Consider the following 14,398-nt stretch of genomic DNA (forward strand, 5'->3'; position numbering starts at 1 on the left):
TATGAACAATCAACACGCCGCCGATTGGGCGGCCTATATCCACCAGATGGAAACCGTGCTGGCCGTGGAACTGGACGATGTCCGCCGCCGGGAACTGTTGAAACAGATCGAACGCATCGCCGCGCTGGCCGAACCGCTGATGGCCTTACCGCTGGATCCGCGCCAGGAAATCGCGGGGGTATATCGCCCATGAATCCCTTAAGCGCCCTGTCGCTCGCCGAGATCCGTACGGCCCTTGAACGCGGCGCGCTCTCGGCGCGCGAGATCGTCCGGCATACGCTCGATCACATCGACCGTCAGAATCCCGCGCTGAACGCCTTTACGCACATCACCCGGGAACGCATGCAAAAAGAAGCCGATCGCCTCGACCGTTCGCGCGCGCTTGGGCAAACGCTGCCCGCTTTGGCCGGCATTCCCTATGCGGTAAAAAACCTGTTCGACGTCGCCGGTGAAACCACGCTGGCCGGCGCCCGCTTGTTCAGCGATCGGCCACCGGCCGGCCGCGACGCCTGGGGCGTCTCCCGGCTGGCGGATCAAGGCGCGTTGCTTTGCGGCATGTTGAACATGGACGCCTACGCCTACGGTTTCACCACCGAGAACAGCCATTACGGTGCCACCCGAAACCCGCATGACCTCGGGCGCATCGCCGGCGGCTCTTCGGGCGGCTCGGCCGCAGCGGTGGCGGCCGGCCTGGTGACCTTCTCGCTCGGCAGCGACACCAATGGCTCTATACGCGTGCCCGCCTCGCTGTGCGGCATTTATGGTCTGAAACCGACCTTCGGCCGCCTTTCGCGCAGCGGCAGCCAGCCGTTTGTCGACAGCCTGGATCACATCGGCCCGTTCGCCCGCCGGGTGCACGATCTCGCGACGGTGTATGACGCGATGCAGGGCATCGACGCCGAGGATCCGTTCCAGAGCGATCAACCGATTTCCCGCACCGAAGCGTTGCTGGCGCAGGGCAGCCAGAACCTGCGCTGCGCGGTGTTAGGCGGCTATTTCCTGCAATGGTGCAATGATGACGCCAAGGCCGCAGTCAACCAGGTGGCGCAAGCGCTGGCAGCCAGCGCCGAAGTCGAGCTGCCGCAGGCCGAGCTGGCCCGATCGGCGGCCTTTATCCTCAGCGCCTCAGAGGGCGGCCATCGCTATCTGCCGCAGTTGCGCAGCCAACCCGAACGCTTCGAGCCACTGTCGCGAGAACGACTGCTGGCCGGCGCCATGCTCCCCGCCACCTGGTATTTGCAGGCACAGCGCTTTCGTCACGCGTTTCGCCGGCAAGCCGCGCCGCTGTTCAAGCACTGGGACATTTTGATCGCCCCGGCGACGCCATGCAGCGCCACGCCGATCGGCCAGGAAACGATGCGCATCAACGGCGTCGATCTGCCGATCCGCGCCAGTATGGGCATGCTGACGCAGCCGATTTCCTTCCTTGGCCTGCCGGTCGTGACGGTTCCTTTGAAAAGCGCATCCGGTCTGCCGATCGGCCTGCAACTGATCGCCCCGCCGTGGCGCGAAGATTTGGCGCTGCGCGCCGCCTATGCGCTGGAATGCGCCGGCATCGCCACTTGCGTCTGCAAACAGGAGTAATCAATGAACAGTGAACATATCGATCGGCCGGCGGTGCTGGCGGAGGTCAACGCCGCCTTTTACCGCTATGAGCAGGCGTTAATCAGCAATGACATCGATGTGCTGGACGAGTTGTTCTGGCACGACGCGCGCACGGTGCGCTATGGCGCCACCGAAAGCCTCTACGGTATCGACGAGATCCGCGATTTTCGTCAACGGCGCCCGGCCAACGGGCTGGAGCGGCTGTTGGAAAACACCCAAATCACGACTTTTGGTGAAGATATGGCGGTAGCCAGCACGGAATTTCATCGGCCGGGCAGCAACCGCAGGGGGCGGCAAATGCAAACCTGGGTCAAGCTGCCCTGTGGCTGGCGCATCGTAGCGGCGCACGTCAGCCTGCTCGACGCGTCTTAGGGCTCCAGGCGGTAGAACCCATGATGAAGGCGCACGGCGGCGGCCGACTCAGCACCAATAGGCCATGAAGTTGACGGTGGAGCGATCCAGATCGCGTTCGCCAATCAGGTAACGCCGCAGCGTTTTCACCGCAGAAGACTCGGCCGCCACCCAGGCATAGAAAGCGTTACTGCCAGCAGCCCGCTCCCACAACACCTCATCGCTCAGGCTGCTTTCCGCCAGGGACTGCGCTTGCGCACAGGCCGATGCGGGGATATCCACCCGCTGGCGCACCGCCTCCACCAGCAGCGTGCCGTGCGCCAGCTGGCGGCCGACGTCGCGCGGCAGCCAATAAACGTCGGCGAACGGGAAATGCGCCAAATCCAGGCAATCCGCCGCCACCGGCACCTCAAAAAATGCCTGCACCCGCGGCGGATTGGCCTGCTGCGCCAGCTGTTCCAGAATCGCCATCGCCGCCGGCACCGCCGTCTCATCGGCGATCAGCAACGCCTGTTGCAACTGCGCCGGCGGCGCCCATTCGTAACCGCCGCTGTCGCCGTCGAAGTCACCGTTGGGGGCGACCGTTTGAATCGTGTCTCCGGGTTCGGCATGGGTCGCCCAGGCTGAAGCCGGGCCGTTCACGCCATGCAGCACGAACTCGACGTCCATCTGATTCTGCTCGCGGCGCAGCGCACGCAGCGTATAGGTGCGCATTACCGGACGCTGTTCTTTGGGGAGCGCCATGTAATCGCCGTACCAGTCCGGGCCGTTGGCCAACGGCGTGATCTTGCCGTCCGCCGCCGGGAACAGCAGTTTGATGCGCTGGTCAGGCGCTTCCAGCTTCATGCGATGAACATCCGCACCTTCAAATACGCAGCGCAGCAGCGAGGGCGAAATCAGCGTTTTGCTTTTCAGGGTGATATCAAAAATTCTGTAGCTGGCGGACATGTTCTCGACTCTCCGGCAACGGCTGTCGCTTTTACGTATGACCGATCGGCTGCCGTGTTGGCGGCGTGGCCGCGCGATCGCGCAGCGGATAAATGTTAATAAAACTAATTAATTACGTTAATGCATCGCAAAAAATCATATCATGATTTTATTGATAACAAGAAACGTTATTGATAAAAGAAGCATTCTCAAAAAACAACGTAACGACAATATCACCTGGGAAATAACGATGAAACGCAAACCTCTTTGGGTATTAAACCCATGTCTGCTGGCGTTGCTTGCGCCGCCGGCCTGGGCAGAAGATCAGAAAAACGGCAGCGAAGAGCAGGTGGTCGTCTCCGCCAGCCGTTCGCACCGCAGCGCAGCAGAAATGGCGCAGACGACATGGGTGATCGAAAGTCAGGAGATCGAACAGCAGGTCCAGGGCGGCAAAGAGATCAAGGACATGTTGGCGCAGCTGATCCCCGGCATGGACGTCAGCGGCCAGGGCCGCACCAACTACGGCATGAATATGCGCGGCCGTTCGATGATGGTGATGATCGACGGCGTACGCCTGAACTCGTCGCGCAGCGACAGCCGCCAGTTGGATTCGATCGACCCGTTCAATATCGACCATATTGAGGTGATTTCCGGCGCGACCGCACTGTACGGCGGCGGCAGCACCGGCGGCCTGATCAATATCGTGACCAAGAAAGGACAGAAAGAGCAGCAGGTCGAATTGCAGGTCGGCGGCAAAACCGGCTTCGGCGGCCATAACGATCACGACGAGAACGTAGCGGCGGCGGTCAGCGGTGGCAACGACAACGCCTCGGGGCGCCTGTCCGTTTCTTACCAGCGTTACGGCGGCTGGTACGACGGCAAAGACAACGAGGTGCTGATCGACAATACTCAAACCGGCCTGCAGTATTCCAATCGCCTCGATGTGATGGGCACCGGCACCCTCAACATCGACGATCATCAACAGCTGCAGCTGACCACCCAATACTACAAAAGCCAGTCCGACGGCGATCACGGCCTGTTTCTGGGGGAAAACTTCGCGGCGGTGACCGGCAACGCCAAGGCGTACAACAGCGGTAACTTAAACTCCGATCGCATCCCCGGCACCGAGCGCCACCTGATCAACCTGCAATATTCCAACACCGATTTCCTCGGCCAGGATCTGGTGGCGCAGGTCTACTACCGCGACGAAACGTTGACCTTCTACCCATTCCCAACGCTGGCGGGCAAAGCGCCGAACTATTACGTCAGCAGCATTGGCGCTTCGCAGCAAAAAACCGATTTTTACGGCGGCAAACTGACGTTAAACAGCAAACCTGTCGACGCGCTGACGCTGACTTACGGCATCGACGCCGAGCATGAAAGCTTCAACGCCAACCAGCAGTTCTTCAACCTGGCGAAGGCCCAACAGTCCGGCGGCATGACGCTGGAGAACGCTTACGGCACCGGCCGCTACCCGAGCTATACCACCAGCAACCTGGCGTCGTTCCTGCAGGCCAGTTACGACATCAACCCTATCTTCACCCTGAGCGGCGGCGTGCGTTACCAGTACACCGAAAACAAGATCGACGATTTCGTCGGCTATAACCAGCAGCAGGCGATCGCCACCGGCGCCGCCGCCTCTGCCGACGCCATCCCGGGAGGGAAAACCGACTACAACAATGCGTTGTTCAACGCCGGTCTGTTGGCGCACTTGACCGAGCGTCAGCAAACCTGGTTCAACTTCTCTCAGGGCTTCGAGATCCCGGATCCGGGCAAGTATTACGGCAACGGCACCTACGCGTTGAACGGCGGCCATTACCAGTTACTGAAGAGCGTCAACGTCGGCGATTCCAAGCTGGAAGGCATCAAGGTCAACGCCTACGAGCTGGGCTGGCGCTATACCGGCGATAACCTGCGCACGCAAATCGCCGCCTACTACTCGTTGTCCGACAAGAGCATCGCCATCAACAAAACCGACATGACCATTAACGTCAATGCGGACAAGCGGCGCATCTATGGGCTGGAAGGTGCGGTGGACTACTTCTTCGAAGACAGCGACTGGAGCGCCGGCACCAACTTCAACTTCATCCGTTCTGAAACCAAGGTCAACGGCGAATGGAAGAAGCTGGTGGTCGATACCGCCAGCCCATCGAAAGTCACCGCTTACGTCGGCTGGGCGCCGGGCGACTGGAATCTGCGCTTGCAGTCGCAGCAAACCTTCGACGTGTCGGACGACGGCGATTACACCAAGGCCAACTCCACCCAAGGCCGCAAAATAGATGGCTACAACACCCTCGATTTCCTCGGCAGCTATGCCCTGCCGGTGGGGAAAGTCAGCTTCAGCGTGGAAAACCTGCTGGACAAGGAGTACACCACCGTTTGGGGCCAACGCGCGCCGATCCTGTACAGCCCGACCTACGGCTCGCCTGAGCTTTACAGCTATAAAGGCCGCGGACGCACCTTCGGTTTGAATTACTCGGTGTTGTTCTGAGGATAAGGGGCCGGTCTGCCGGCCCCGTTCCCTGGGCCGCACCGTTTTGCCGAGAGCGGAAACGACGAAGCCCTGAGTTATCGCTAACTCAGGGCTTCTGAATAGTGGCGGAACGGACGGGGCTCGAACCCGCGACCCCCTGCGTGACAGGCAGGTATTCTAACCAACTGAACTACCGCTCCGCGCCATTCCCTCTTGCGGGGGAACGAGGCGCATATTACGGACGCCTCGCGGTTCCGTCAACGCCTTTTTCTCCGCAAATGAACCGTTTGCACAGTTTTTCAACGAAGGGTCGCCCGGTGCGTTTTTTTCGTGCAAAAACGCCGTTATTCCGCCGGCGCCCCACGCCACAGGCAGCTGCCCCCCTTCTTCGCCACCAGATCCAGACGCGCCTCGTGCGCCTGCATTTCTTCGTCGCTGGCGTAGACCACTTTCATCGCCGTGGCCGGGCGGACGATACGCTGTATTTCTTGCGCGGCATCGTTTTGCTGGGTGTCGCCTTCCATTTGGAACGCTATCGACGTCTGACCGCCGGTCATCGCCAGATAGACTTCCGCCAGGATCTCGGCATCGAGCAATGCGCCGTGCAGCGTACGCTTGCTGTTGTCTATCTCATAGCGGCTGCACAAGGCATCGAGGTTGTTGCGCTTGCCCGGGAACAGGCGGCGCGCCATCATCAGGCTGTCGGTGATAGTGCAGAAGGTCTCGGTCTTCGGGATCCCCTGCTGCAGCATGCGGAATTCGTGATCCATAAAGCCGATATCGAACGCCGCGTTATGGATCACCAGCTCGCCGCCGCGGATAAAGTCGAGGAATTCGTCGGCAACCTGATCGAAGGTCGGTTTGTCGGCCAGGAAGTCGTCGCTGATGCCGTGTACGCCGTACGCTTCCGGATCCACCAGCCGATCCGGCTTGATGTATACGTGGAAGTTGCGCCCGGTCAGGCGGCGGTTAATCACTTCCACCGCACCGATTTCGATGATGCGGTGCCCTTCGTAGTGCACCCCAAGCTTGTTCATACCGGTGGTTTCGGTATCGAGGACAATCTGTCTGGTGGTTGTAGAGATCATATTGCAGTGCTCACAGCGCTCGTTTATGTCAGACTTGGCTTTTATAAAACTGATAGGAAGAGTCTACCAGAGATGCTCAAACAGGTAGAAATTTTCACCGACGGCTCCTGCCTTGGCAACCCTGGCCCCGGTGGCTACGGCGCGATACTGCGCTATAAGCAGACGGAAAAAACCTTCAGCGAAGGATTTCGCCTGACCACCAATAACCGCATGGAAATGATGGCGGCGATCGTGGCGCTGGAAGCGCTGACGGTGCCTTGCGCCGTGACGCTCAGCACCGACAGCCAGTACGTGCGCCAGGGCATTACCAGCTGGATCCATAACTGGAAGAAACGCGGTTGGAAAACCGCCGACAAAAAACCGGTCAAGAATGTCGATCTGTGGCAGCGGCTGGATCAAGCCATTCAGCGCCACGAGGTGAAATGGGAATGGGTCAAGGGCCACGCCGGCCACCCGGAGAACGAACGCTGCGACGTGCTGGCGCGCGAAGCGGCCGGTAAACCGACGCAGGAAGACGTCGGTTACCAACCGGAAGCCTAAGGCAGCTTGCGATAGCTCTTGGTCGCGCCCACCGCGCGGCTGAGAGACGGCTTTCTCGCCCCCAGTTTCATCGGCGTGGGCGTCAGCGGCAAGGTGCGCTTACGCGCCACAATCACGCTCATGCAGCCCAGCGCCGGCAAATGGGTGCATAAAAATTTGCCGCCCTTGCGGTGCCACGGCAGTACGTGAAAACGCGCCTGGTGCAACACCTCGTAATTCAGCAGGCTGAGCCAATCCAGCAGCCGCATCTGGGTAAACATGCGGCTGACATAGGGCTGGCGACGACGCAACCCGGGCGCCAGCTTGCCCAACCCCAGCAGGCTGAACGGATTGAAACTGCTGATGACCAACCAGCCGTCGTCGATCAACACCCTGTCCACCTCACGCAGCATGCGGTGCGGATCGTCCGCATAGGACAGCGTATGCGCCAACAGGCAGGCATCTACCGACTTGGCGGCAAACGGCAGTTGATAAGCGTCGGCGACCACCTGCAGCCCTTCCCCCTCCAGCCCTACGTTAACCTGATGGGAGATTGCGCATTTATCCGTGGCCAGCTCGGCGCTGAGCATGCCCATCTTCAGCAGATGGAAACCGAACAGCTTGGGCCACCAGGGTTGCAACTGCCGCTCGAGCGCTTCACGATAGTACTCCCCCCACGGCAGCTCAGCCCAGGACTGCGGGCCGGTGAGCTTTTGTAGAGTATGGGCTGGTTTCATGATTTATTATCTTCTTTCAAGCCGTTGCCAACGAGAGGTACACCATGAATCTTATCAGCATTCCCGCCTTCCAGGACAATTACATTTGGTTATTGGATGACCGACAGGGGCGCTGCATTATCGTCGATCCGGGTGAAGCGCAGCCGGTACTTGAAGCGTTGCAGCGCCTGCAGCTGGCGCCGGCGGCGATCCTGCTGACCCACCATCATCACGATCACGTCGGCGGCGTGGCGCAGATTGTCGCGCAGTACCCCGGCCTGGCCGTCTATGGGCCGCAGGAAACCGCGGACAAAGGCGCCAACCACATCGTCCATGACGGCGACACCTTTGATATCGATGGCCGTCAATACAGGACTATCGCCGTTCCCGGCCATACGCTGGGCCATGTGGCATTCTATAGTGCCCCTTATCTGTTCTGCGGCGACACCATTTTCTCCGCCGGCTGCGGCAGGCTGTTTGAAGGCACCGCCAAACAAATGTACGACTCATTTCAACAACTCGCGCAACTTCCCGATAACACCTTAATTTGCTGCGCGCATGAATATACTCTTTCAAATCTTAAGTTTGCGCGGGCTATTTTGCCGGAAGATCGAGAGATTGAAACATATCAACAACATGTTGAAGCGTTAAGGGCAAAAGGCCAAGCCAGCGTGCCGACTACATTGCAATTAGAGCGCAAAATTAACCTGTTTTTACGTTGCCATCACACTGATTTACAAAAGAAATTAGGCTTTAATTCACCACCAAAAAGCCTTCATTCAGTTTTTTCCGAATTACGCCTGCGGAAAGATAACTTCTAAGCTTTTAGTTGTGTTATTTGGCGAAGCAAAGTATTATTGCTCGTCTTTTAAGCAACTACATTGACACACACATGAAGGCTAAAGCGATATTTCTCGCCTCGGTCTTGCTAGTGGGTTGCCAGTCGTCCAGGCAGGACGCACCGGCGCCAGAACAGCATGCACAGAGTTTGTCTTCGGCTGGTCAAGATGGTGAAGCAGGAGAGTACACAGGTAATGGCCGAGCGAGCTCGGCGCGGTGGTTGGATAACAACAGTCCCGCCGCGCAACAGGACCTGTGGAACTTCATTAGCGACGAGCTGAAGATGGAGGTTCCGGAAAATTCCCGGATCCGTGATCAGAAAAGAAAGTACTTAAAAAGTAAGAGCTATCTCCACGATGTAACATTACGGGCAGAGCCGTACATGTACTGGATAGTCGGGCAGATTAAGAAACGTAATATGCCGATGGAACTGGTACTGCTACCCATAGTGGAGAGCGCTTTTGACCCACACGCCACGTCAAGTGCCAACGCCGCAGGGCTATGGCAAATCGTGCCGCAAACGGGTCGCAATTATGGTTTGAAAAACAATCAGTGGTATGACGGTCGACGCGATGTCGTCGCCTCGACAACCGCTGCGCTTAACATGATGCAGCGCTTGAACCGCATGTTTAACGGCGACTGGTTACTGACCGTAGCCGCCTATAACAGTGGTGAAGGCCGCGTGATGCAAGCGGTGAAGGCAAACAAACGCCAGGGTAAGCCAACCAATTTCTGGGCATTGTCGCTTCCGCGTGAAACGTCAATCTATGTCCCGAAAATGCTGGCGCTGAGCGACATCATCAAGAACAGCAAGAAGTACGGCGTGAAACTCCCGAAAACGGATGAAACCCGTGCGCTGGCGCGTATCGATGTCGGGCAGCAGATCCAGCTAACTCAGGCGGCTGAGATGGCTGGGCTTTCAGTCACCAAGATGAAAGCGTATAACCCAGGCTACAAAAAAGGCGTTACGGCACCCAACGGCCCCCATTACATCATGGTTCCCAAAGGGCATGCCGATCAGCTGAAAGACTCGCTGGCCGATGGCCAGATCGCCGTGACTCAGCCAACGACGCAGTTGGCGAAGAACAGCGGTTTGTCCGGTGGCAGTTCGTATAAAGTGCGCTCCGGCGACACCTTATCGGCCATAGCCAAGCGGCTGAACGTTAAGACCAGCGATTTGCAGAGTTGGAACAACTTACGCGCCAAGAGCGCCTTAAAAGTTGGGCAAACCCTGCAAGTGGCCAGCAATACTGGCAGTAACAGCAGTATCACCTACCAGGTTCGTAAAGGTGATTCGCTCGCCAGTATCGCACGTCGTCACGGCGTCGATATTAACGACGTGATGCGTTGGAATTCAACGCTCGCCAAAGGCAACCTGCAGCCAGGTCTGAAGCTGACCCTGTTTGTCGGTAACAAGATGACGCCGGATACTTAAATGTTCGGCACAAAAAAAGCACCCTTCGGGGTGCTTTGTTATTAGCTGCGATTCACCATACCGGCGAGTCTTTTTCCGGATGAAACTCCACCAACAGCGGGTTGTGATCCGACGCACTGGTCACCAGCACCGACGCCTCCACCACTCCCAGATTGCGGTAAAATACGAAATCCAGTGGACGACCGAAGGCCTTGCGGCGATGGTCGTCGGTGAAACTCACCTCGCGCAGCGCCATCTCTCCGGCAAAGTCATACAGTGCATTGATGCGCTTGCGGCTCCAGGCGTTGAAATCCCCCGCCATAATCACCGGCCCCCGGTGACTGGCGATCTGTTCGCCTATCGGCCCCAACTGCTTGCTGTAGACGTCGACGCCCAGGCTAAAGTTCACCGCATGGATGTTCACCACCATCAACAGCTCGCCGTTGTACAGCGGATAAACGGTGATCAGGGCCGACTTGGAAAGCCGCAGCAGCGGCTCTCGCTCGCGCAGCGGGCAACAGTAAACAGGATGAGCGGCAGCCAGCGTCATCACGCCGGAAGGATGCTGCGGCAAGACAAAGGCTGGCACCTGATCGGCCGCCAGATAGTTGGCGGTCGCATAGCTCACCAGCTCCGGCGTGGTTTGCGCCTCTTGCAACAATACCAGCTGCGCGTCTTTGCCATGGTTTTTCAGCACCGAAAGCCAGTCGGCTCGCTGCTGTTTGAAAATATTCCATACCATGACGCGCAGGGCGCCGGTCGTCGGCAGCGCCGCCCCTGGCGGCAACGGCTGGTTAACGGCACCAGGAAAGATTCGCTCAACTGGCTGACCTGCAACATACCTCATTGCATAAGTTCGTTTCGGCACGCGATTCGCCTATTACCCATTAACATGAAAACTGGCGATGAACACTCGCCAACGATGAATTGATTATACGCCTACCCTGCATAGAGGGCATGGCTTTTGCGGGCATCACCTTTTCAGTTATAGGGGCCGCCTGCAGCGATTTCAATCTTCTGACGGTATAGCTGTGTAAAGGTGAGGGGTAATAGGTGAAAAATGCGAAAAGGCCCGCAAAATGCGGGCCAGGCAGCAAGGGTTTTACGTATTAAGCCGTTTGCAGCTGAGACTTTTTATCCAGGCGACCGCTAAAGCTAACCAGTAACAATGCAACCACCACGATCAACGCGCCAATCCAGGGGGTCTGCGCCAGCCCCAGTGAGGCAACGGTCTGGCCGCCAATCACCGAGCCGAGCGCAATGCCGATGTTGAACGCCGCGATGTTGAGACCGGACGCCACATCCACCGCACTTGGCGTGTATTGCGCGGCTTTCTGCACCACATACACCTGCAGCCCCGGCACGTTGCCGAAAGCGAACACGCCCATCACAATCACCGTCAGCAAAGCGGCAATACTGTGGCTGGCGGTAAACTGGAACACCAGCAACAAAACGGCCAGCGCGGCAAAGATAAAGCTCAGCGCACACACGGCCCCATGACGATCGGCCAGCTTGCCTCCCCAGATGTTACCCACCGCCACCGCGACGCCATAAGCCAACAGTATCCAGCTCACGGTCGGAGCAGAGAAGCCGGCCAGTTCCTGCATCATCGGCGCAAGGAAGGTAAAGGTCGTAAAGACCCCACCGTACCCCAATGCGGTAATCGCGTAAATCAGCAGCAGACGAGGATGAGTCAGCACTTTCAGCTGTTCCCGCACGCCTGCACTGCCCTGGTTCTTGATATTGCTCGGTACCAGAATAACGCTGGCCAGCGTGGCGACAGCGCCAATCAGAGAAACGGCCAGGAAGGTCTCACGCCAGCCAAACTGCTGGCCGATGAACGTCCCCAACGGTACGCCGGTCACCAGCGCCACCGTCAGGCCACCAAACATGATGGCGATGGCGGAGGCAGCCTTCTCTTTCGCCACCAGGCTAGTGGCGATAGTGGAGCCGATAGAGAAGAACACGCCGTGCGCCAGGCCGGTCAACAACCTAGCCACTACCAGCGATTCATAGCTGGGTGACTGCCAGGCCAGCAGGTTGCCGAGAGTGAACAGCACCATCAGGCCAACCAGCAGCAGTTTGCGCGGTATGCGGCTGGTCAGGGCCGTCAGCACCGGCGCGCCAATGGCCACGCCGAGGGCATAGATAGTCACCAGCAATCCAGCGGACGGCACGGTCACCCCAAGCTGTTCCGCGATAGTCGGGATCAACCCGACAATCACGAACTCGGTCGTGCCGATAGCAAAAGCGCTGATGGTTAAGGCAAGTAATGCGAGTGGCATTTTTTACTCCGAAATAGCATTCAAGTTGATGACGGCTATTATCGGCCTATGCTTAAATGATAAAAATGCTCAAAATTTCAAATTAACTTTGCTATCGGAGCAAAAATGAAAGCAAACTCTGACGAGCTGATCACCTTTGTCACCGTCGTAGAAAGCGGCAGCTTCAGCCGGGCGGCCGAACGCCTGGAACAAGCGAATTCCGTAGTCAGCCGAACGGTGAAAAAACTGGAAAGCAAACTGGGCGTAACGTTGCTCAACCGCACCACGCGCCAAATCAGCCTGACTCAGGAAGGAGAGAATTACTTTCGCCAGGTGCAGAAGGTACTGAACGACATGGCCGCGGCGGAAAATGCGCTGATGGAAAGCCGCCAGCGTCCGCAAGGCCTGCTGCGCGTCGACGCGGCAACGCCGGTGGTGCTGCATATGCTGACGCCTTTAGTGGCCGAGTTCCGCGAACGTTATCCAGAAATGTCGTTATCGCTGGTGTCTTCGGAAAACTTTATCAATCTGATCGAGCGAAAAGTGGATATCGCGATCCGCGTAGGCGAGCTGACCGATTCTACGCTGAAAGCACGCAAACTGATGACCAGCTACCGACATGTGCTCGCCTCCCCCGCTTATCTGGCTCAGCACGGCACGCCGCTAACGGTAGAAGATCTTGCACATCACTGCTGTATCGGTTTCAACGACCTGCCCAGCTTGAACCGCTGGCCACTGGCTTGTTCAGATGGCAGCCAGTTGGAAATCACCCCCGGTTTGACCACCAATAGCGGAGAAACGCAGCGCCATCTCTGCCTGCATGGCAACGGTATCGCCTGCCTGTCGGACTTTATGAGCGACGAAGATATCAAACGTGGAGATTTAGTCCCGATTCTGGTGGAAGCGACACTGCCGGTCGCCATGCCGATCAACGCGGTTTACTACAGCGACAGCGCCGTCAGCAACCGTCTGCGCAGCTTTATTGATTTTGTGAGTGAATACCTGAAACGATAAAAAAGCGCCCCCGATGGACGCCTTATGCTGACTACGGCGAGGAATGATTAATCCCAGTTTGGCGCCAGGCCTTCCGGACTAACCAGACGGCCGTTGCACTCCAGTGCGGCGATCTGCGCCATATCTTCGTCGGTCAGCGTCAGTTGCTGCGCCAATAGGTTGCTCGCCAGGTTTTCACGCTTGGTCGAGGAAGGGATCACCGCATAACCCAGTTTCAATGCCCAAGCCAGAACCACCTGTGCTGGGGTCGCATTGTGACGAGCAGCGATGCTTTTGATCGTTTCATCCTGCAGCGCTTTGCCGTAGGCCAACGTCATGTAAGAGGTGATGGCGATGCCGTGCTGCTGTGCAAATTCGACCACCTTGCGGTTCTGCAAGAACGGTGACAGCTCGATTTGGTTGGTGGCGATTTCATCGGCGCCAATCGCGTCAATCGCTTGCTGCATCAAATCGATGGTGAAGTTAGATACGCCAATTTGACGGGTCAGCCCCAACTTTTTCGCTTCCAGCAGCTCAGCCATAAATTCGGCAACCGGCACTTCGTCGTGGGGTGACGGCCAGTGGATCAGCGTCAGATCAACGTAGGACGTTTGCAGTTTTTTCAGGCTTTCTTGCAGGCTTGGGATCAGCGCCCCTTTCGCCAGGTTCGCGATCCAAATCTTGGTGGCGATGAACAGACCTTCACGTTTCACGCCGCTGGCAGCGATAGCCTGGCCAACAGCCGCTTCGTTTTCATAGATCTGTGCGGTATCGATAGTACGGTAGCCCAGCTCAAGTGCGGTGCTGACAGAATCGATAACAACCTGATCCTGAAGGCGGAAAGTACCTAAACCAAATGCAGGGATGCTCATAATGTTTTCTCTCATTAACGGGTAAATGTGGTATGAGGAAGATTATGGCAACTTTTTTATTGATCAAAAACGCCTGGTTCGGCATAAGACTTTTGATCTAAAGGCAACAATATCGGGAGATAAGGCTGTAAGGAAGGACAATTCCGGCCTTGAAAGCGTAAAATATAGACATGAAAAAGCCCTGAGTCAGAGACTCAGGGCTTATCAATTAAGTGGCGGAACGGACGGGGCTCGAACCCGCGACCCCCTGCGTGACAGGCAGGTATTCTAACCAACTGAACTACCGCTCCACCGATTCTTTTACGTTGTATCTTTCGATACCGGCAATATCGCGCT

General features: G+C 57.5%; 14 protein-coding genes and 2 tRNA genes. 8 read left to right on the forward strand and 8 right to left on the reverse strand.

The genetic code is table 11. The features are described 5' to 3' along the window. Position 1: 1 nt before the first annotated feature. The 3 genes from hpxX to hpxZ are packed head-to-tail and all read left to right on the forward strand — an operon-like array spanning position 2 to position 1,977. Complete coding sequence (hpxX, locus tag J9788_RS14235; RefSeq protein WP_033634115.1) at positions 2-193, forward strand: oxalurate catabolism protein HpxX; 192 nt, start codon at positions 2-4, stop codon at positions 191-193. Next, entirely contained in the window at positions 190-1,584 is a 1,395-nt protein-coding gene (locus J9788_RS14240; protein ID WP_182265074.1) for an AtzE family amidohydrolase, read from the forward strand. Before hpxX ends, J9788_RS14240 begins: the two co-directional genes overlap by 4 nt. 3 nt (positions 1,585-1,587) lie before the next feature. After that, on the forward strand, positions 1,588-1,977 hold the full coding sequence (gene hpxZ / locus J9788_RS14245; protein ID WP_046897633.1) for an oxalurate catabolism protein HpxZ: 390 nt from the start codon (positions 1,588-1,590) through the stop codon (positions 1,975-1,977). Between the two features lie 48 nt (positions 1,978-2,025). Here the strand turns inward: hpxZ and J9788_RS14250 are convergent, their stop codons facing one another. After that, entirely contained in the window at positions 2,026-2,904 is an 879-nt protein-coding gene (locus tag J9788_RS14250; protein ID WP_042783720.1) for a siderophore-interacting protein, read from the reverse strand. Between the two features lie 229 nt (positions 2,905-3,133). Between J9788_RS14250 and J9788_RS14255 the strand changes: the two genes are divergently transcribed. Further along, entirely contained in the window at positions 3,134-5,374 is a 2,241-nt protein-coding gene (locus J9788_RS14255) for a TonB-dependent siderophore receptor (protein ID WP_182265075.1), read from the forward strand. Between the two features lie 105 nt (positions 5,375-5,479). Here J9788_RS14255 and J9788_RS14260 read toward each other — a convergent pair. Continuing rightward, positions 5,480-5,556: transfer RNA gene (locus tag J9788_RS14260), tRNA-Asp, on the reverse strand. A 144-nt stretch (positions 5,557-5,700) separates the two neighbouring features. After that, the gene (gene dnaQ / locus J9788_RS14265) at positions 5,701-6,444 is read right to left on the reverse strand and encodes a DNA polymerase III subunit epsilon (RefSeq protein WP_046897630.1); all 744 of its coding nucleotides are present in this window, start codon (positions 6,442-6,444) and stop codon (positions 5,701-5,703) included. Between the two features lie 72 nt (positions 6,445-6,516). On the opposite strand from dnaQ, the gene rnhA reads away from it, so the two are divergent. Then, positions 6,517-6,984 (forward strand): ribonuclease HI, encoded by a 468-nt coding sequence (gene rnhA / locus J9788_RS14270; RefSeq protein ID WP_004930193.1) that lies wholly within the window; start codon positions 6,517-6,519, stop codon positions 6,982-6,984. Here the strand turns inward: rnhA and J9788_RS14275 are convergent. Then, a complete protein-coding gene (locus J9788_RS14275; RefSeq protein ID WP_004930191.1) occupies positions 6,981-7,700 on the reverse strand; it encodes a class I SAM-dependent methyltransferase in 720 nt (239 codons plus the stop codon). The two genes, rnhA and J9788_RS14275, sit on opposite strands and share 4 nt — an antisense overlap. 44 nt (positions 7,701-7,744) lie before the next feature. Between J9788_RS14275 and gloB the strand changes: the two genes are divergently transcribed. Then, positions 7,745-8,500, forward strand: a complete 756-nt coding sequence (gene gloB / locus J9788_RS14280; protein WP_182265076.1) for a hydroxyacylglutathione hydrolase — start codon at positions 7,745-7,747, stop codon at positions 8,498-8,500. Between the two features lie 71 nt (positions 8,501-8,571). After that, positions 8,572-9,954 carry a murein transglycosylase D gene (gene mltD / locus J9788_RS14285; protein WP_033650995.1) on the forward strand — a complete coding sequence of 461 codons (1,383 nt, stop codon included), beginning with the start codon at positions 8,572-8,574 and terminating at the stop codon, positions 9,952-9,954. Positions 9,955-10,006: 52 nt separating this feature from the next. Here mltD and J9788_RS14290 read toward each other — a convergent pair whose 3' ends face one another. Together J9788_RS14290 and J9788_RS14295 are read right to left on the reverse strand one after the other, a co-directional pair. Further along, complete coding sequence (locus J9788_RS14290; protein WP_025160092.1) at positions 10,007-10,801, reverse strand: endonuclease/exonuclease/phosphatase family protein; 795 nt, start codon at positions 10,799-10,801, stop codon at positions 10,007-10,009. 241 nt (positions 10,802-11,042) lie between these two features. After that, positions 11,043-12,218 (reverse strand): MFS transporter, encoded by a 1,176-nt coding sequence (locus J9788_RS14295; protein ID WP_182265077.1) that lies wholly within the window; start codon positions 12,216-12,218, stop codon positions 11,043-11,045. A gap of 105 nt (positions 12,219-12,323) precedes the next feature. On the opposite strand from J9788_RS14295, the gene yafC reads away from it, so the two are divergent. Then, positions 12,324-13,211, forward strand: coding sequence for a DNA-binding transcriptional regulator YafC (gene yafC, locus J9788_RS14300; RefSeq protein ID WP_004930183.1), 888 nt, complete (start codon positions 12,324-12,326; stop codon positions 13,209-13,211). Between the two features lie 47 nt (positions 13,212-13,258). On the opposite strand, the gene dkgB is transcribed toward yafC, so the two are convergent. Both dkgB and J9788_RS14310 read right to left on the reverse strand, forming a co-directional pair. Further along, positions 13,259-14,062 carry a 2,5-didehydrogluconate reductase DkgB gene (gene dkgB / locus J9788_RS14305; RefSeq protein ID WP_182265078.1) on the reverse strand — a complete coding sequence of 268 codons (804 nt, stop codon included), beginning with the start codon at positions 14,060-14,062 and terminating at the stop codon, positions 13,259-13,261. 213 nt (positions 14,063-14,275) lie between these two features. Further along, positions 14,276-14,352, reverse strand: a tRNA-Asp gene (locus J9788_RS14310). Positions 14,353-14,398 lie beyond the last annotated feature (46 nt).

Source organism: Serratia sp. X10 (assembly GCF_017811775.1).
Classification (GTDB): Bacteria; Pseudomonadota; Gammaproteobacteria; order Enterobacterales; family Enterobacteriaceae; genus Serratia; species Serratia ureilytica.